The organism is Burkholderia sp. Ax-1724, from assembly GCF_011752995.1.
Lineage (GTDB): Bacteria > Pseudomonadota > Gammaproteobacteria > Burkholderiales > Burkholderiaceae > Paraburkholderia.
In genome coordinates this window covers 14921-32823 of sequence record NZ_VWWL01000027.1, presented here as the reverse complement: position 1 = coordinate 32823, position 17903 = coordinate 14921, and the positions used below count along the sequence as shown (strand labels likewise).

At 65.1% G+C, this 17903-nt stretch carries 14 protein-coding genes; 1 reads left to right on the top strand and 13 read right to left on the bottom strand.

Translation table 11 applies throughout. From position 1 onward, the window contains the following. Nucleotides 1-29: 29 nt before the first annotated feature. Together argJ and secA are read right to left on the bottom strand one after the other, a co-directional pair. The gene (gene argJ, locus F3J19_RS27315) at nucleotides 30-1271 is read right to left on the bottom strand and encodes a bifunctional glutamate N-acetyltransferase/amino-acid acetyltransferase ArgJ (protein WP_167048707.1); all 1242 of its coding nucleotides are present in this window, start codon (nucleotides 1269-1271) and stop codon (nucleotides 30-32) included. Between the two features lie 161 nt (nucleotides 1272-1432). Further along, entirely contained in the window at nucleotides 1433-4252 is a 2820-nt protein-coding gene (secA, locus tag F3J19_RS27310) for a preprotein translocase subunit SecA (RefSeq protein ID WP_167048705.1), read from the bottom strand. Nucleotides 4253-4552: 300 nt separating this feature from the next. Between secA and F3J19_RS27305 the strand changes: the two genes are divergently transcribed. Next, nucleotides 4553-5035, top strand: a complete 483-nt coding sequence (locus tag F3J19_RS27305) for a DUF721 domain-containing protein (protein ID WP_167048703.1) — start codon at nucleotides 4553-4555, stop codon at nucleotides 5033-5035. A gap of 88 nt (nucleotides 5036-5123) precedes the next feature. On the opposite strand, the gene lpxC is transcribed toward F3J19_RS27305, so the two are convergent. From lpxC to mraY, 11 genes are all read right to left on the bottom strand, one after another. Continuing rightward, on the bottom strand, nucleotides 5124-6041 hold the full coding sequence (gene lpxC, locus F3J19_RS27300) for a UDP-3-O-acyl-N-acetylglucosamine deacetylase (RefSeq protein WP_167048701.1): 918 nt from the start codon (nucleotides 6039-6041) through the stop codon (nucleotides 5124-5126). A 288-nt stretch (nucleotides 6042-6329) separates the two neighbouring features. Then, nucleotides 6330-6833, bottom strand: coding sequence for a peroxiredoxin (locus F3J19_RS27295; RefSeq protein WP_167048699.1), 504 nt, complete (start codon nucleotides 6831-6833; stop codon nucleotides 6330-6332). 269 nt (nucleotides 6834-7102) lie between these two features. Continuing rightward, the gene (gene ftsZ / locus F3J19_RS27290) at nucleotides 7103-8305 is read right to left on the bottom strand and encodes a cell division protein FtsZ (protein ID WP_167048697.1); all 1203 of its coding nucleotides are present in this window, start codon (nucleotides 8303-8305) and stop codon (nucleotides 7103-7105) included. 116 nt (nucleotides 8306-8421) lie between these two features. Next, nucleotides 8422-9654 carry a cell division protein FtsA gene (gene ftsA / locus F3J19_RS27285; protein WP_167048695.1) on the bottom strand — a complete coding sequence of 411 codons (1233 nt, stop codon included), beginning with the start codon at nucleotides 9652-9654 and terminating at the stop codon, nucleotides 8422-8424. Between the two features lie 27 nt (nucleotides 9655-9681). Continuing rightward, nucleotides 9682-10434 carry a cell division protein FtsQ/DivIB gene (locus F3J19_RS27280; protein ID WP_167048693.1) on the bottom strand — a complete coding sequence of 251 codons (753 nt, stop codon included), beginning with the start codon at nucleotides 10432-10434 and terminating at the stop codon, nucleotides 9682-9684. 23 nt (nucleotides 10435-10457) lie between these two features. Then, nucleotides 10458-11411, bottom strand: coding sequence for a D-alanine--D-alanine ligase (locus F3J19_RS27275; RefSeq protein WP_167048691.1), 954 nt, complete (start codon nucleotides 11409-11411; stop codon nucleotides 10458-10460). Between the two features lies 1 nt (nucleotide 11412). Further along, a complete protein-coding gene (gene murC, locus F3J19_RS27270; RefSeq protein WP_167048689.1) occupies nucleotides 11413-12816 on the bottom strand; it encodes a UDP-N-acetylmuramate--L-alanine ligase in 1404 nt (467 codons plus the stop codon). After that, nucleotides 12813-13937 (bottom strand): undecaprenyldiphospho-muramoylpentapeptide beta-N-acetylglucosaminyltransferase, encoded by a 1125-nt coding sequence (murG, locus tag F3J19_RS27265; RefSeq protein WP_167048687.1) that lies wholly within the window; start codon nucleotides 13935-13937, stop codon nucleotides 12813-12815. The genes murC and murG overlap by 4 nt, the downstream gene beginning before the upstream one ends. Next, nucleotides 13934-15199: a putative lipid II flippase FtsW gene (ftsW, locus tag F3J19_RS27260; RefSeq protein WP_167048685.1), complete on the bottom strand. Its 1266-nt coding sequence runs from the start codon at nucleotides 15197-15199 to the stop codon at nucleotides 13934-13936. The genes murG and ftsW overlap by 4 nt, the downstream gene beginning before the upstream one ends. After that, nucleotides 15196-16707, bottom strand: a complete 1512-nt coding sequence (gene murD / locus F3J19_RS27255) for a UDP-N-acetylmuramoyl-L-alanine--D-glutamate ligase (protein WP_167048683.1) — start codon at nucleotides 16705-16707, stop codon at nucleotides 15196-15198. Before murD ends, ftsW begins: the two co-directional genes overlap by 4 nt. A 25-nt stretch (nucleotides 16708-16732) precedes the next feature. Further along, nucleotides 16733-17902 carry a phospho-N-acetylmuramoyl-pentapeptide-transferase gene (mraY, locus tag F3J19_RS27250; protein ID WP_167048681.1) on the bottom strand — a complete coding sequence of 390 codons (1170 nt, stop codon included), beginning with the start codon at nucleotides 17900-17902 and terminating at the stop codon, nucleotides 16733-16735. Nucleotide 17903: the final 1 nt, after the last annotated feature.

The following is a 17903-nucleotide window of genomic DNA, read 5'->3' as shown; positions in this document are numbered from 1 at the left end:
GGCGGCCAGCGGCCGCGCATTGAGCCTGATTACGAGCGGTAGTCGGCGTTGATGCTCACGTAGTCGTGCGACAGATCGCAGGTCCAGATCGTGGCTTGCGCATTGCCGCGTCCGAGCACGACGCGAATGCCGATTTCGCTCTTTTTCATGACGCGCTGGCCGTCTTCTTCGCGGTAGGCCGGGTTGCGGCCGCCGGCGGTGGCGACCAGCACGTCGTCGAGATACAGATCGATCTTGCCGACGTCGAGATCGTCCACGCCGGCATAGCCGATGGCCGCCAGAATGCGGCCGAGGTTCGGGTCCGAGGCATAGAAGGCCGTCTTCACGAGCGGCGAGTGGCCGATCGCGTAGGCGATCTTGCGGCACTCCTCGACGCTCGAGCCGCCTTCGACATGCACGGTCATGAATTTGGTCGCGCCTTCGCCGTCGCGTACGATCAGCTGCGCGAGCGTCTGGGCGACTTCCGTCACCGCGTCGCGCAGCGCTGCATAAGCGGGCGAATCGGTGGACGTGATCGCGGGCAGGCTCGATTTGCCCGACGCGATCAGGATGAACGAATCGTTGGTCGACGTATCGCCATCGATCGTGATGCAGTTGAACGAGCGGTCCGCGACGTGCCTGACGAGTTCGTCGAGCACCGGTTGCGCGACGGCCGCGTCGAACGCGAGGAAGCCGAGCATGGTCGCCATGTTCGGCTTGATCATGCCGGCGCCCTTGCTGATGCCGGTCAGCGTGACCGTGTGGCCGTCGATCGTGACCCGGCGCGAAGTCGCCTTCGGCAGCGTGTCGGTCGTCATGATCGCCTGCGCCGCGTCGTACCAGTTCGCTTCCTTGCGGTTCGCGAGCGCGGCCGGCAAACCGGCCTTCAGACGGTCGACCGGCAGCGGTTCGAGAATCACCCCCGTCGAGAACGGCAGCACCTGCTCGGGCGCGATGTCGGCGAGACGCGCGAGTTCCGCGCAGGTTTCGCGCGTCGCCGCGAGGCCCGGCTCGCCGGTGCCCGCGTTCGCGTTGCCGGTGTTGATGACCAGCGCGCGAATCGGCTTGCCGCCCGCGCGCACGCGCTGCAGGTTCTCGCGGCACACGGTGACGGGCGCCGCGCAGAAGCGGTTCTGCGTAAACGCGCCGCCGACCGTCGCACCTTCGTCGACGGAAATGACGAGCACGTCCTTGCGGTTCGGCTTGCGGATATTCGCCTCTGCCCAGCCGAGCGTGACGCCGGCAACGGGATGGAGTTGAGCGGGATCGATCGAGGGAAAGTTGACAGCCATGGTCGCGACCTGTCGAAGAAAATGCCGGCGGGTGCCGGCATTGGGGAAACGGAACAGGTGACCCGGGCGTGCTGCCGGGCCACCGGCGAAATCAACGGCAAAGCCGCGCTAACGACGACACCGAAACAACGCGGCGCGCCCAGAAGCGCGCCGCACCGGCGTTACGCGATCTTGCCGTGGCACTGCTTGTACTTCTTGCCGCTGCCGCACGGGCACGGGTCGTTACGTCCGACCTTCGGCACGTTGTCGGTATTCACATGCACCGCTTGCGGGGCCACGCCGTGACCGTGGCCGTGGCTCATCGCGTCGCCGATCATCGCGGCGGTGGCCGCTTCGGCTGCGACGGGCGCGGCGGCGCCGGCTTCCGCGAATTCGGCATGACGGAACTCGACGTTCTCGAGATGACCGCCCTGCTCTTCCATCTGCTCCGCAGCCGCCTCGAGCTGCTCCGGCGACTGGATCTGCACGTTCATCACGATGCGCGTGACTTCGAGCTTCACCGCGTCGAGCATCGCGGCGAACAGTTCGAACGCCTCGCGCTTGTATTCCTGCTTCGGGTTCTTCTGCGCATAGCCGCGCAGATGGATGCCCTGGCGCAGATGGTCGAGCGCCGCCAGGTGTTCGCGCCACGCGCGGTCGAGCGTCTGCAGCATGATCGAGCGCTCGAACGCGCTGAACGATTCGCGGCCCACGAGCTGGACCTTCGACTCGTACGCTTCGTCGGCGGCGGCCTCGACCGCTTCGAGAATTTCGTCCGCGTTGATCGAGTTCGACTCGTTGATCATTTCCTGAATCGCGAGATCGAGCTGCCATTCGTTGCGCAGCACTTCCTCGAGTTCGGGCACGTCCCACTGCTCTTCGATGCTGCCCGCCGGCACGAACTGATGCACGATGTCGGCGATCACGCCGTGACGCATCGCGCCGATCGTCTCGGTGATGTCGTTCGCTTCGAGCAATTCGTTGCGCTGCTGATAGATCACCTTGCGCTGATCGTTCGAGACATCGTCGTATTCGAGCAATTGCTTACGAATATCGAAGTTGCGCGCTTCGACCTTGCGCTGCGCCGATTCGATCGAGCGCGACACGATGCCCGCCTCGATCGCCTCGCCTTCCGGCATCTTCAGGCGGTCCATGATCGCGCGCACGCGGTCGCCCGCGAAAATGCGCAGCAGCGGGTCTTCGAGCGACAGATAGAAGCGTGACGAACCCGGGTCGCCCTGACGGCCGGCGCGGCCGCGCAGCTGGTTGTCGATCCGGCGCGACTCGTGACGCTCGGTGCCGATGATGTGCAGACCGCCCGCGGCCTTCACCTGATCGTGCAGCGTCTGCCATTCGTCGTGCAGCTTCTGGATGCGGCGCTGCTTTTCATCGTCAGAAAGTGTTTCATCCTGCTCGATGAACGACGCCTGTTTCTCCGCGTTGCCGCCGAGCACGATGTCGGTGCCGCGGCCGGCCATGTTGGTCGCGATCGTGATGCGCTGCGGCCGGCCCGCTTCGGCGACGATCGCCGCTTCGCGCGCGTGCTGCTTCGCGTTCAGCACTTCGTGCGGCAAACCGGCCTGCTTGAGCAGATGCGACAGCAGTTCCGAGTTCTCGATCGACGTCGTGCCGACCAGCACCGGCTGACCGCGCTCGTAGCACTCGCGAATGTCGCGGATCACCGCGTCGTAGCGTTCCTTCGCGGTCTTGTAGATCTGATCCTGCTTGTCGATCCGCTTGGGCGGACGGTTGGTCGGGATCACGACCGTTTCGAGACCGTAGATCTCGTTGAATTCGTACGCTTCGGTGTCGGCCGTGCCGGTCATGCCGGCCAGCTTCGCGTACATGCGGAAGTAGTTCTGGAACGTGATCGAAGCGAGCGTCTGGTTCTCGCTCTGGATCTTCACGTGCTCCTTCGCCTCGACCGCCTGGTGCAGACCGTCCGACCAGCGGCGGCCGGCCATCAGACGGCCGGTGAATTCGTCGACGATGATGACTTCGCCGTTCTGCACGACGTAGTGCTGGTCCTTGAAGAACAGCGTGTGCGCGCGCAGCGCCGCGTACACGTGGTGCATCAGCGTGATGTTCTGCGGCGCGTAGAGGCTTTCGCCCTCGCCGATCAGGCCCCACTCGGCGAGCAGGCGCTCGGCTTTTTCGTGGCCAGATTCGGTCAGGAACACCTGACGGCCCTTTTCGTCGAGCGTGTAGTCGCCCGGCTTCTCGACGCCGGTGCCGTCCGCCTTCTCTTCGCCGATCTGGCGTTCGAGCAGCGGCGGCAGCGCGTTCATGCGCACGTAGAGTTCGGTGTGATCTTCGGCCTGGCCGGAGATGATGAGCGGCGTACGCGCTTCGTCGATCAGGATCGAGTCCACTTCGTCGACGACCGCGAAATTCAGGCCGCGCTGCACGCGCGCGTCGGTCTCGTAGACCATGTTGTCGCGCAGGTAGTCGAAGCCGAATTCGTTGTTGGTGCCGTAGGTGATGTCCGAGGCGTAGGCTTTCTGCTTGGACTCGTGGTCCATCTGCGACAGGTTGATGCCGACCGACAGACCGAGGAAGTTGTAGAGCCGCGCCATCCATTCGGCGTCGCGCTGCGCGAGGTAGTCGTTGACCGTGACCACGTGCACGCCGCGCCCCGACAGCGCATTCAGGTACACCGGCAGCGTCGCGACGAGCGTCTTGCCTTCGCCGGTGCGCATTTCGCCGATCTTGCCGTAGTGCAGCGCCATGCCGCCGATCAACTGCACGTCGAAGTGGCGCATTTTCAGCACGCGCTTGCTGGCCTCGCGGCAAACCGCGAACGCCTCGGGCAGGATCTTGTCGAGCGATTCGCCGCTCGCGACGCGTTGGCGGAATTCACCCGTTTTGGCGCGCAGCTGATCGTCCGTCAATTGCTCGATCTGCGGTTCGAGCGCATTGATCGCCGCGACGGTCTTTTGATATTGCTTGACTAGCCGCTGATTACGGCTGCCAAAAATCTTCTGTAGAAAACCGGTGGTCATCGGATCGGTGTCTGCGTCGCGGCTTCGGCTGGCTCGCGGTGTGCGGTTCGGGCACGCGCGAGCCTAGAGTCGGAAAGGCTTTGGCCGCTTAGTCCAGGAGTGAATTCGAATCGGGCATTCTAGCACGCGCCTTTGGCAGCGCTTGTGTCAGAGGTGCGACGGCGCGGGCGTTCGGGGGGTGCCCCGGGGGCCGTCCGGCAAACTCCGGCGACGCGTCGCAAGCGGGGTTCGCAAGCTGCCCGCGCGGTACAATCGCGGCATGGGCGTGCAAGGTGCGCGCCCACCTCGTTAATCCCAAACATGAGCCTTTTTTCGTCCTTTTCAAGGCCGCCGAAGCAGTTCGATCTGCGCCGTCCCCAGCCGCTTTCCGAGGTGCTGGGCCGCACGGACGCGTTCGCCGCGCTGCGCGCGGGCGTCGAGCAGATTGCCGCGCTCGAGAAGGATCTGCGCGAGTTGCTGCCCGATTATCTGGCGAGCAGTGTCGAGCCGGGCTTCATCAAGGACGGCGTGCTGGCCCTCTTTGCCGCGCACAACGCCCTCGCGGCACGGCTGCGACACCTGGAGCCGCGGCTGCTGGCGGATTTGCAGCAGCGCGGCTGGCCGGTCCATGCGCTGAAGATTCGCGTGCGGCCGCAGCCGCTCAAGGAGCCGCCGCCCGTCAAACAGGCGCGCATGACGCCGGCCGGCGCCGACGCGCTGCAAGCGCTCAGCGAATCGCTCGCGCCTTCTCCCCTGCAGGAAGCGCTCGCGCGCATGGCGGCCCGGCATCGGCGCAATCGCTGAATAACGCAATCGCTAAGCAATAGACGAAAAAAACGGCCCCGAAGGGCCGTTGTTCCATCTGGCTTGCCTGTGCGCTACAACTCGGGCGTCAGGCGAAAGCCGTTTGCGTTTCGTACGCGAAGCCGCGCGGCGCTTTCTGCGTGTCTTCAAAGGTGACGACTTCGTACGCGTCTTCGTGCGCGAGCAGTTCGCGCAGCAGCGCGTTGTTCAGGCCGTGGCCCGACTTGTACGCGGTGTACGACGCCAGCAGCGGGTGGCCGACCACATACAGGTCGCCGATCGCGTCGAGCATCTTGTGCTTGACGAACTCGTCGTCGTAACGCAGCCCGTCGTTGTTCAGGATGCGGTACTCGTCGAGCACGATCGCGTTGTCCATGCTGCCGCCGCGAGCGAGGCCCAGTTCGCGCATCATTTCCACTTCATGCGCGAAGCCGAACGTGCGGGCACGCGCGATTTCGCGCACATACGACGTGTTGGCGAAATCGACTTCGAGCGCCTGGCCGGTTTTGTCCACGGCCGGGTGGCGGAAGTCGATCGTGAACTTGAGCTTGAAGCCGAAGTACGGGTCGAGACGCGCGAACTTGTCGCCGTCGCGAATTTCGACCGGCTTCGTGACCTTGATGAATTTCTTCGCCGCGTTCTGCTCTTCGATACCGGCCGACTGGATCAGGAACACGAACGAACCCGCGCTGCCGTCCATGATCGGGATTTCCTCGGCGGTGACGTCGACGTAAAGGTTGTCGATGCCGAGACCGGCGCAGGCGGACATCAGATGCTCGACCGTCGACACGCGCGCGCCGTCTTTCTGCAACACGGAGGCGAGACGCGTATCGCCAATCGCCATCGCCGACGCAGGAATGTCCACCGGCGTGGGCAAATCCACGCGCGAAAACACGATGCCAGTGTCCGGCGCCGCCGGACGGAGCGTCAGGTCGACTTTGCGGCCGGAGTGCAGGCCGATGCCGACAGTCTTGACGATCGATTTGATTGTGCGCTGCTTCAACATGGTGATCTTCTACTCGATTGAAAATCCCAATCGGGACTTTTTATTTCATAGCGCGAAGTATACTCCAATCCCCAGACAAGCGTCTTTGCAGGGAACGTATCAATCTGTTTCGCTGCATTACCCCTTAGGCACCGCGAGGGGAAGCAGGACGGGCCGATGCCCCGGAACGGAGGCGTTTCCGGTCATCGGCCCGCGTAACGGCCTGTCACAAAAGCGTCGCAATCACCGTTGCCGAAACCTCACGCGACATCAGCGCGCAGGCCCGCGGCGAAGGTGCGACGCCAGCAACTAGCTCAACGTAGCGAGAATACTCGCCGCATCGCTGACTTCGAATTTGCCGGCAGCTTCGACGTTCAGCGTCTTGACCACGCCGTCGTCGACCACCATCGCGTAGCGCAGGGAACGGATTCCCATGCCACGCGCCGACAGATCCTGCTCCAGACCGAGCGCCCGCGTGAAAGCCGCACTGCCGTCCGCCATCATGCGCACCTTGCCCGAGGTGTGCTGATCGCGTCCCCACGCGCCCATCACGAACGCGTCGTTGACGGACACGCACCAGATCTCGTCGATGCCGGCAGCGCGCAACTGCTCGGCGTGCTCGACATAACCCGGTACATGTTTGGCCGAACAGGTCGGCGTGAACGCGCCGGGCAATCCGAAGATCACCACGCGCTTGCCCGCCGTCTGCCCGCGCACGTCGAAACTGTTCGGTCCGATCGTGCAGCCCGCCCGCTCGTCTTCGACAAACTCGAAGAGCGTCGCGTCGGGTAGCTTGTCACCTGCCTTGATCATGCTCAGTCCTTTGCATCGATGCGAAGCACGCTCGCACGTCGTCGTGTCGCAGTGAAATCCAGCGTCAGCCCAACTACACAACTACAGGCTGCGCCGCCCGGCGGCAGTCGCCCGGTCCGTTTCGCGAATCCACAGAGGGCAGTCGCCCCTGCCGCGAATCAGACGATACGCGACCTCTTTGCCGTTCACCCGCCACGCTCGTGCATTCGTCCGCCAGCGCTGCACCGCAATACAACCCGCAGCGCGGCAACGAAAGCCTGCCCGCGCGCTCAGTCCGCCTGCTTGCGCAGGAACGCCGGAATGTCGTACGTGTCGACGCCCTTTTCCTGCAGCGCCTGCACGTGCGAGGCCGCGGTGTCGCGCGAGGTGCGCCACACTGCCGGCGTATCCAGCGCGCCGTAGTCGGCCGTGCTCGCGTGACCCGCCGCCGGTGCGTAGGCAGCATGCTGCATCGCGCCGACCGGCTGGTTGTCGGTGCCGGTGCGCAGCAGCGTCATCGGTGCCGATTGCTGCTTCTTCGCCGCGCGGCCGAGGCCCGTTGCGACGACCGTCACGCGCAGCGCGTCGCCCATCGCATCGTCGTACACCGCGCCGAAGATCACCGTGGCATCTTCCGCGGCATAGCTCTTGATCGTGTTCATCACTTCGCGCGTTTCCGACAGACGCAGCGAACGGCTCGACGTGATGTTGACCAGCACGCCGCGCGCGCCCGACAGATCGACGCCTTCCAGCAGCGGGCTCGCGACGGCCTGTTCGGCCGCGAGGCGCGCGCGATCGACACCGGCAACCGTCGCCGTGCCCATCATCGCCTTGCCCTGCTCGCCCATCACGGTCTTCACGTCTTCGAAGTCGACGTTCACGAGACCGTCGACGTTGATGATTTCCGCAATGCCCGCCACCGCGTTGTTCAGAACGTCGTCAGCGCACTGGAAGCACTTGTCCATCTCGGCGTCATCGCCCATCACCTCGAACAGCTTGTCGTTCAGCACGACGATCAGCGAGTCGACGTGATCCTCCAGTTGCTGCGAACCGGCTTCCGCGACGCGCATGCGCTTGCCGCCTTCGAATTCGAACGGCTTGCTGACCACACCGACGGTCAGAATGCCCATCTCCTTCGCGATCTGCGCCACGACCGGTGCCGCGCCCGTGCCGGTGCCGCCGCCCATGCCGGCGGTGATGAACACCATGTGCGCGCCGCGCAGTGCGTCGGCGATGCGCTCGCGGGCTTCTTCAGCGGCGGCGCGGCCCATTTCCGGCTTCGCGCCCGCGCCCAGACCCGTGTTGCCGAGCTGGATCACCGCGGTGGCACGCGAACGCGACAGTGCCTGCGCGTCCGTGTTCATCACGATGAAGTCGACGCCTTGCACGCCTTTGTTGATCATGTGCTGAACGGCATTGCCGCCAGCGCCACCGACTCCGACGACCTTGATGATGGTGCCGTTCGTTTCGGTTTCCAGCATCTGGAATTCCATGTTGCCTCCGTCAAGATAAAAAAGTACCGCCACTCGGCGTTATCCGGCAGGAGATCGGGCAACCCCCTGTCGCGCGCCAGCCGCCGGCACCAGCGCGAATTTCTCGAAACCTGTAATCAGAAGTTGCCGAGGAACCAGTCCTTCATGCGCGAGAACACCTGCCCCATCGACCCCGACTGCACCGCAACCTTGCGCCCGCGCATGCGCTGCGAGCGGCCTTCGACGAGCAGGCCCATCGCCGTCGAGTAGCGCGGATTGCGCACCACGTCGGCGAGACCGCCCGCGTATTCCGGCACGCCGATGCGCACCGGCTTCAGGAAAATGTCCTCGCCGAGCTCGACCATGCCGATCATCATCGACGCGCCGCCCGTCAGCACCACGCCGGAGCTCAGCAGTTCTTCGTAACCCGACTCGCGCACGACCTGCTGCACGAGCGAAAACAGTTCTTCGACGCGCGGCTCGACCACGGCCGCGAGCGCCTGGCGCGACAGCGTGCGCGGACCGCGCTCGCCGAGACCCGGCACTTCGATCATCTCGTCCGGATCGGCGAGCGCCTGCTTGGCGATGCCGTAGTCGACCTTGATGTCTTCGGCGTCCGGCGTCGGCGTGCGCAGCGCCATCGCGATGTCGCTCGTGATCTGGTCGCCGGCGATCGGAATCACGGCCGTGTGGCGAATCGCGCCTTCGCTGAAGATCGCGATGTCGGTCGTGCCGCCGCCGATGTCGACGAGCACCACGCCCAGTTCCTTTTCGTCTTCCGTCAGCACCGCGAGCGACGACGCGAGCGGCTGCAGGATCAGGTCGTTCACTTCGAGGCCGCAGCGGCGCACACATTTGACGATGTTCTGCGCCGCGCTCACGGCGCCGGTAACGATATGCACCTTCACTTCGAGGCGGATGCCGCTCATGCCGATCGGCTCGCGCACGTCTTCCTGACCGTCGATGATGAATTCCTGCGTGAGGATATGCAGCACCTGCTGGTCGGTCGGAATGTTGATCGCCTTGGCGGTTTCGATCACGCGCGCGACGTCGGCCTGCGTGACTTCCTTCTCCTTGATCGCGACCATGCCGCTCGAATTGAAGCTGCGGATATGGCTGCCGGCGATGCCGGTGAACACGTTCGTGATCTTGCAGTCGGCCATCAGCTCGGCTTCCTCGAGCGCGCGCTGGATCGACTGCACGGTGGCTTCGATGTTCACCACCACGCCTTTCTTGAGCCCCTTCGATTCGCTCTGGCCGAGACCGATCACCTCGTAGTGGCCCTCGCCCTTCAACTCGGCGACGATGGCCACGACCTTCGACGTCCCGATGTCGAGGGCGACCAGCAGATCCTTATAGTCTTTACTCATAGCGTGCTCATTGCGTGTGATGTCCGTTTACTTCTTGCCCTTGTCGGGTTCGCTGATGAAGCGCATGCCAGCGGCACGAATCGCGAAACCGTTCGGATAGCGCAAGTCCGCATACTCGATATCCTTTCCCCAACGTTGCGTGACCGCGTTCCATGCCGCGGTCAGACGCCTGCTGCGATCGGCGAGCGTGTCCTGATTGCGTTCGCGCCCCAGCTCCACCTGCGTGCCGTTCGAGAGCTTCACCGTCCACGCGTAGCGCGGCGACAGCGTTACTTCCTCGGGCGTCGCATTGAGCGGCGCGAACCACTTCTGGAAGTCGTGATAACGCGCGACGACTTCCTTTGCCGTACCGTCCGGGCCGTCGAACGCGGGCAGATCCTCGTCGAGCTCGCCCTGGTTCGCCGTGAACAGCTCGCCGTCGACGCTCACGAGCTGATCGCTGCCCCACGTCCCAAGCGGCTTGTACTCCTCCAGCGTGACAGCCAGTGCATTCGGCCAGACGCGCCGCACGCTCGCGTGGCGCACCCACGGCATCTGCTCGAAGGCCTGCCGCGCGACGTCGAGATCGACGGTGAAGAAGTTGCCCTTCAACTTGCCGACCACGCCGGCGCGCACCGTCGGCGAATTGATATGCTCGGTGTCGCCGTCGATCTGGATTTCGCGCAACGCGAAATTCGGGCGCTGGATCAGCCAGTAACCGCCCGCCGCCAGCAGCAGGAGCACCAGCAACGCATGCAAGGCATTGCTGGCGAGATTGAGCTGGCGAACGTTGTTCCACATGGTGTTGCTTGCGATTGCCTTGATTAGTCGTTCAATGTCAGCGCCAATACGCCGACCACCAGGTCCTGATAACTGATGCCGACCGCGCGCGCCGCTTTCGGCGGCAGCGAGTGATCGGTCATGCCGGGCGCCGTGTTCACTTCGAGGAAATACGGCTGGCCCTCGCCATCGAGCATGAAGTCGGCGCGGCCCCAGTCGGTACAGCCGAGCACGTCGAACGCGCGGCGCGCGAGCTGCTTCAGGCGCGTTTCCTCGTCGGCGGGCAGGCCGCACGGAATCAGGTACTGCGTGTCGTTGGCGATGTACTTCGCGTGGTAGTCGTAGAACTCGCCGGCCGGCACGATGCGGATCACCGGCAGGTCCAGATTGCCGGCGATGCACGCGGTGTATTCGCCGCCGCCCTCGATGCTCTTCTCGACCACCACGATACGGTCGTGCTTGACGGCTTCGAGCAGCGCGGCCGGCAGCGCGTCCGCGCTCTTCACCTTGATGACGGCGACGCTCGACCCTTCGCTGGCCGGCTTCACGAACAGCGGCAGACCGAGCTTCGCGACGATCTCTTTGGAGCGCGCTGCGTAGTCGTCGCCGCGCAGCACCGCTTCGAACGGCGGCGTCGGAATACCGAGCTGCTGCCACACGAGCTTGGTGCGGAACTTGTCGAGACCGAGCGCCGAGCCGAGCACGCCGCTACCGGTGTACTTGATGCCGTAGAAATCGAGCGCGCCCTGAATCTGGCCGTTCTCGCCGTAACCGCCATGCAGCGCGTTGAACGCGCGCACGAAACCCTCTTCCTTCAACGCGGACAGCGGACGCTCGGCCGGGTCGAACGGATGCGCGTCGATGCCCGCGTCGCGCAGGCCTTGCAACACCAGCCGCCCGGAATTGAGCGACACCTCGCGCTCGGCGGAATCTCCACCGAGCAGCACGGCCACCTTGCCGAATTGTTTAGCGAGTTGATCGGATTTGATGCTGCTCATCTCACACCTTCTGTTCCTGAGCGAGGCGACCCGGCACACCGCCGATCGAACCCGCGCCCATCGTAATCACCACATCGCCGTCGCGCACCACGGTGGAGAGCGCGTCCGGCACTTCATCGACCGTATCGACGAACACCGGCTCGACCTTGCCCGCGACGCGCAGCGCGCGCGCGAGCGCGCGGCCGTCCGCGGCGACGATCGGCGCTTCGCCGGCCGCGTAGACCTCGGTCAGCACGAGCGCGTCGACAGTCGACAGCACCTTCACGAAATCCTCGAAGCAGTCGCGCGTGCGCGTGAAGCGGTGCGGCTGGAATGCCAGCACGAGACGCCGGCCCGGAAACGCGCCGCGCGCCGCTGCCACCGTGGCCGCCATTTCGACCGGGTGATGACCGTAGTCGTCCACCAGCGTGTAGGCGCCGGCGGCCTCGCCGTTGCTCATAACCGGCACTTCGCCGTAGCGCTGGAAGCGCCGGCCGACGCCGTTGAAATCCGCAAGCGCTCGCTGGATATCGGCATCTTTCACTTCAAGTTCAGTCGCAATCGCGATCGCGGCCAGCGCGTTCTGCACGTTGTGCTCGCCCGGCAGATTCAACGTGATGTCGAGCGGCGCCGCGTCTTCGCGCATCGCGGTGAAATGCATGCGGCCTTCGCGCGCCTCGACGTTGACCGCGCGCACCTGCGCATCGGCCGCGAAGCCGTAGCGGATGATCGGCTTCGACACGAACGGCAGAATCTCCTTCACATTCGGATCGTCGACGCACAGCACCGCGATGCCGTAGAACGGCAGACGGTGCGTGAATTCGATGAACGCCTGCTTCAGACGCGCGAAGTCGTGACCATAGGTATCCATATGATCGGCGTCGATGTTCGTAATGACTTCGATCACCGGGAACAGGTTCAGGAACGACGCGTCCGATTCGTCGGCCTCGGCAACGATGAAGTCGCCGGTGCCCAAGCGCGCATTCGCGCCCGCGCTGATCAGCCGCCCGCCGATCACGAAGGTCGGATCGAGCCCGCCCGCCGCGAGCACGCTCGCGACGAGCGAGGTGGTCGTGGTCTTGCCGTGCGTGCCGGCAATCGCGATGCCTTGCTTCAGGCGCATCAGCTCCGCGAGCATCACCGCGCGCGGCACGATCGGAATGCGGCGATGACGCGCTTCGAGTACTTCGGGGTTGTCGCTGCGCACCGCGGTCGACACGACCACCGCGTTCGCCCCCTCGATGTTTTCCGCCGCGTGGCCGATCGAAATGCGCGCGCCGAGCGCGGCGAGACGTTCGGTGACCGCGTTGCCCGACAGGTCCGAGCCGCTCACCTGATAGCCGAGATTGACGAGCACCTCGGCGATGCCGCTCATGCCGACACCGCCGATGCCGACGAAATGAATATGTTTGACGATGTGTTTCATTGCTTTCCTTCAGGGCTCATGCCCGCCGTCGAACCCGCACCCGCCACCGTCGCGCAGATCTGCGCGACCTGTTCGGTGGCATCCGGTTTCGCGAGCGAGCGCGAACGCTCCGCCATCTCCGCGAGACTTTCGCGTGTCCGGCTGCGCAACCAGTCGGCGAGCTTTTGCGCCGACAGATCGCGTTGTTGCACGACCAGCGCCGCGCCGTTGTCGGCGAGAAACGCTGCGTTGGTGGTCTGGTGATCGTCCACCGCATACGGGAACGGCACGAAGAACGCCGCGACGCCGACCGCCGCAATCTCCGACACCGTCATCGCGCCCGAGCGACAGATCACCAGATCGGCCGCTTCGTAGGCGCTCGTCATGTCGTCGATGAACGGCACGAGCGAGACGTCGGCACCCGCCTGCAAGCCGGCTGCCGCGTAGTTCTCGCGCAGCGCGTCGATATGCTTGGCCCCCGCCTGATGCACGATGCGCGGACGTTCGTTGGTGCCCAGCAGCGCAACCGCGCGCGGCACCACTTCGTTCAACGCCGCCGCGCCGAGACTGCCGCCCACCACCAGCACGTTCAGCGGACCGCTGCGTTGCGCGTAGCGAGCTTTGGGTGCATTCGCGCGCGCAAGTTCCTCACGGATCGGATTGCCGGTCCATTCGCCGTGCGGCAGCGCATTCGGGAACGCAACGAGCACGCGTTTCGCGAGCTTCGCGAGCACCTTGTTCGCGAGACCCGCAATCGAATTCTGTTCGTGCAGCACGAGCGGCCGGCCACTCAGCGCGGTCATGAGACCGGCCGGAAACGTGATGTAGCCACCCATGCCGAGCACGACATCGGGCTTCACGCGACGCAGCACGGAGAAGCTCTGCGTGCAGGCGCTCAGCAGGTTCACCGGCAGCATCAGCTTGGTCTTCAGACCCTTGCCTCGCACGCCGCCGAAACGCACGTACTCCATCGGAATGCCGTGCTTCGGCACGAGCGTCGCTTCCATGCCCGCCGGGTTGCCGAGCCACACGACTTTCCAGCCCCACGCCTGCATCCGGTGCGCGACCGCGAGCCCCGGGAACACGTGTCCCCCGGTGCCGCCGGCCATCACCATCAGCGTGCGTTGTGGCAGAGCCGTCATACTTTGCCCCCGCGCATCAGCACCCGGTTCTCGTAATCCACCCGCATCAGGACAGCGATAGCGACGCAGTTCAGCAGAATGCCCGAACCGCCGTAACTGACGAGCGGCAACGTGAGCCCCTTGGTCGGCAGAAGCCCGAGGTTCACGCCCATGTTGATGAAGGTCTGCGCGCCGAACCAGAGGCCGATGCCCTTGGCGACGAGACCCGCGAACGTGCGGTCGAGCGCGAGCGCCTGACGGCCGATCTCGAACGAGCGGCGCACGATCCAGTAGAACATCAGGATCACGACCAGCACGCCGACGAAACCGAGTTCCTCGCCGATCACCGCGAGAATGAAGTCGGTATGCGCTTCCGGCAGGTAGTTGAGCTTCTCGACGCTGCCGCCGAGGCCCACGCCGAACCACTCGCCGCGGCCGAACGCGATCAGCGAGTGCGTCAGCTGATAGGCCTTGCCCTGCGCGTAGCGGTCGTCCCACGGATCGAGGTACGCGAAGATCCGCTCGCGACGCCACGGCGACGCCCACACGAGCAGACTGAAGGTGCCCACCGCGGTCGCGACGAGGCCGCCGAACAGCTTGCCGTTCACACCGCCGAGGAACAGCACGCCCATCGCGATCGCCGCGATCACCATGAACGCGCCCATGTCCGGTTCGAGCAGCAGCAGCGCGCCGACAAGACCGACCGCGACCGCCATCGGCAGAAAGCCCTTGGCGAAGCTGTGCATGTACTCCTGCTTGCGCACCGTGTAGTTCGCTGCGTAGATCGTCACCGCGAGCTTCATGATTTCCGACGGCTGCATGTTCGTGATGCCGAGCGGAATCCAGCGGCGCGCGCCGTTCACGCCCTTGCCGATGTGCGGAATCAGCACGATCACGAGCGCAGCGAGCGAGATCAGGAAGAGCTTCGGCGCGTACTTGTCCCACGTCGAAATCGGAATGCGGAACGACACGACGCCGACCACGGCGCCCATCACGACGAAGATGACCTGGCGCACGAGGAACGCATAGTCGTGATACGAGGCGTACTTCGGCGAGTCGGGCATTGCGATCGACGCCGAATACACCATCACGATGCCGAGCCCGAGCAATGCGACCACGACCCACAGCAGCGAGTGGTCGTAGTCGAGCATGCGCGAGCGCAGCGGACGCACGCCGTTGACCGCGCTCGCGAGACCGCTGCCGCCCGTGCGGCCAGCGGCGCGCGCCGGGCCGGCGCTACTGCCGGCTGCTTCGCGCGAGCCGAAACGTTCCGACCAGCTCATATCATCGTCCCCCGTTCGGCCGCGATGTCTTCCACCGTGCCGCGGAATACCTCGGCCCGATGTGCGTAACTCCTGAACATGTCCAGGCTCGCGCAGGCGGGCGAGAGCAGCACCGCGTCGCCAGGCTGAGCGAGCGCGGCGGCAGCGCGCGTCGCTTCTTCGAGCGTCGCGTGATCCGTCATTGCGACGCCGCTGTGCTCAAGCGCCGCGCGAATCTGCGGCGCGTCGCGGCCGATCAGCATCACCGCGCGACACCAGCGCATGACCGGCGCGGCGAGCGGTTCGAACGCCTGGCCCTTGCCGTCGCCGCCGGCGATCAGCACGATGCGCTGCGCGAGACCGTCGAGCGCGGCGACCGTCGCGCCGACGTTGGTGCCCTTGCTGTCGTCCACGTAGTCGATGCCGTCGATCGACGCGATCAGTTCCACCCGATGCGGCTCGCCGCGATATTCGCGCAAGCCATGCAGCAACGGCGCGCCGGGCAGGCCGATCGCGCGCGCGAGCGCATACGCGGCCAACGCGTTCGCGGCGTTGTGCAAGCCGCGGATGCGCAATGCGTCGGCGGGCATCAGGCGCTTCAGCGCGATGTCCGGCGTGGCGGCCGCTTCGTTCTTGCGGCGGCGCTTCGGTGTCGGTTCGTCGCTCGCGTCGCGATCGTGCGCCTCGACGAGCCACACCATGCCGTTATCGCGCAGCAGACCATAATCGCCGTCGTTCTGCGGTTCGGTCACGCCGAACGTGATCACCTCGGCTTCATCGCTCGCGGACGCGAGCGACATCACGCGCGCGTCGTCGCGATTCAGCACGCGCACGGTCTGTGTACCGAAGATGCGCCCCTTCGCCGCCGCGTACGCATCGAGCCCGCCGTGCCAGTCGAGGTGATCCTGCGTGATGTTGAGCACGGCCGCCGCATCGGGCGCAAACGTATGCGAGGTTTCCAGCTGGAAGCTCGACAGTTCGAGCACCCACACGTCGGGCAGCGCGGTCTGGTCGATCGCTTCGGAGAGCTTGTCGAGCAGCGACGGGCTGATGTTGCCGGCCACCGCGACCTTCCTGCCCGCGCGTTCGCACAGCAGGCCGGTCAGGCTCGTCGTCGTGGTCTTGCCGTTCGTGCCGGTAATCGCGATCACCTTCGGCGCGTAGCCCGATTCGCCGAGCGTGCGCAAGGCCTGCGAGAACAGTTCGAGCTCGCCCCACACCGGAATGCCCTGCTCGCGCGCCGCCGCGATCAGCGGCAGCAGATCGGCGGCGAGCGGCGACAGCCCCGGGCTGATCGCGACCAGTTCGACGCCGTCGAGCAGCACTGGCGCAAACGGACCGCCGACGAAATCGGCATCGACGCCATCCGCTTCGAGCGCGGACAGGTTCGGCGGCACCTCGCGCGTATCGGCCACCCGCAGCCGACAACCGTGCCTGGCGCACCAGCGCGCCATCGCGAGACCGGATTCACCCAGTCCCAGCACGAGCACCCTCGGCTTTTGCCGATCCCGAAACTTCTCGCCGAACATCGCCTGCTTCCTTAAATACCGCTGCTTAACGCAATTTGAGAGTGGACAAACCGAACAGGCACAACATCAACGTGATGATCCAGAAACGCACGACCACCTGCGTTTCCTTCCAGCCCGACAATTCGAAATGGTGATGCAGCGGCGCCATCCTGAAGAGGCGCCGCCCTTCGCCGTAGCGGCGCTTGGTGTATTTGAACCACGTGACCTGCAACATCACCGACAGCGTTTCCGCGACGAAGATGCCGCCCATGATGAACAGCACGATTTCCTGACGCACGATCACCGCGACCGTGCCGAGCGCGCCGCCGAGCGCGAGCGCGCCGACGTCGCCCATGAACATCTGCGCCGGGTGCGTGTTGAACCACAGGAACGCGAGGCCCGCGCCGCCCATCGCCGAGCAGAAGATCAGCAATTCGCCCGCGCCGGCAATGTGCGGGAACAGCAGGTACTTCGAATAGACCGAGCTGCCCATCACGTACGCGAACACGCCGAGCGACGCGCCCACCAGCACGACCGGCATGATGACGAGGCCGTCGAGGCCGTCGGTCAGATTCACGGCATTGCTCGCGCCGACGATCACGAGATACGTCAGCACGATGAAGCCCCACACGCCGAGCGGATAGCTGATCGACTTGAAGAACGGCAGCATCAGGTCGGCGCGCGCGGGCAAGCCCATCGACAGGCCGCTGCGCACCCACGCCATGAACAGGTCGAACACGCGCACGTTGCTCGCCTCGGACACGCTGAACGCGAGATAGACCGCCGCGAACAGACCGATCACCGACTGCCAGAAATACTTCTCGCGCGAGGACATGCCGCGCGGGTCCTTGTAGACGACCTTGCGGTAATCGTCGACCCAGCCGATCACGCCGAAGCCGAACGTGACGAGCATCACGATCCAGATGAAGCGGTTGGTCAGGTCGGCCCACAGCAGCGTGGCCACGGCGATGCCGAGCAGGATCAGCACGCCGCCCATCGTCGGCGTGCCGGATTTGACGAGGTGCGTTTGCGGACCGTCCTTGCGCACGGCCTGGCCGACCTTCATCGCGGTCAGCTTGCGAATTACCGCCGGGCCGCAGACGAGCCCGATCGACAGCGCGGTGATGGTCGCCATCACCGCGCGAAACGTCAGATAACTGAACACGCGCAAGAAGCTTGCGTCATTCTGCAGCCATTGCGCCAGCGCCAGTAGCATG

Bases quoted from the DNA above. Each gene is read 5' to 3' on its own strand.
- murD (WP_167048683.1), bottom strand. From the start codon at position 16,707: ATGTTCGGCGAGAAGTTTCGGGATCGGCAAAAGCCGAGGGTGCTCGTG.
- mraY (WP_167048681.1), bottom strand. From the start codon at position 17,902: ATGCTACTGGCGCTGGCGCAATGGCTGCAGAATGACGCAAGCTTCTTG.
- ftsW (WP_167048685.1), bottom strand. From the start codon at position 15,199: ATGAGCTGGTCGGAACGTTTCGGCTCGCGCGAAGCAGCCGGCAGTAGC.
- argJ (WP_167048707.1), bottom strand. From the start codon at position 1,271: ATGGCTGTCAACTTTCCCTCGATCGATCCCGCTCAACTCCATCCCGTT.
- F3J19_RS27280 (WP_167048693.1), bottom strand. From the start codon at position 10,434: ATGTGGAACAACGTTCGCCAGCTCAATCTCGCCAGCAATGCCTTGCAT.
- murG (WP_167048687.1), bottom strand. From the start codon at position 13,937: ATGACGGCTCTGCCACAACGCACGCTGATGGTGATGGCCGGCGGCACC.
- secA (WP_167048705.1), bottom strand. From the start codon at position 4,252: ATGACCACCGGTTTTCTACAGAAGATTTTTGGCAGCCGTAATCAGCGG.
- F3J19_RS27275 (WP_167048691.1), bottom strand. From the start codon at position 11,411: ATGAGCAGCATCAAATCCGATCAACTCGCTAAACAATTCGGCAAGGTG.
- murC (WP_167048689.1), bottom strand. From the start codon at position 12,816: ATGAAACACATCGTCAAACATATTCATTTCGTCGGCATCGGCGGTGTC.
- lpxC (WP_167048701.1), bottom strand. From the start codon at position 6,041: ATGTTGAAGCAGCGCACAATCAAATCGATCGTCAAGACTGTCGGCATC.
- F3J19_RS27305 (WP_167048703.1), top strand. From the start codon at position 4,553: ATGAGCCTTTTTTCGTCCTTTTCAAGGCCGCCGAAGCAGTTCGATCTG.
- ftsZ (WP_167048697.1), bottom strand. From the start codon at position 8,305: ATGGAATTCCAGATGCTGGAAACCGAAACGAACGGCACCATCATCAAG.
- ftsA (WP_167048695.1), bottom strand. From the start codon at position 9,654: ATGAGTAAAGACTATAAGGATCTGCTGGTCGCCCTCGACATCGGGACG.
- F3J19_RS27295 (WP_167048699.1), bottom strand. From the start codon at position 6,833: ATGATCAAGGCAGGTGACAAGCTACCCGACGCGACGCTCTTCGAGTTT.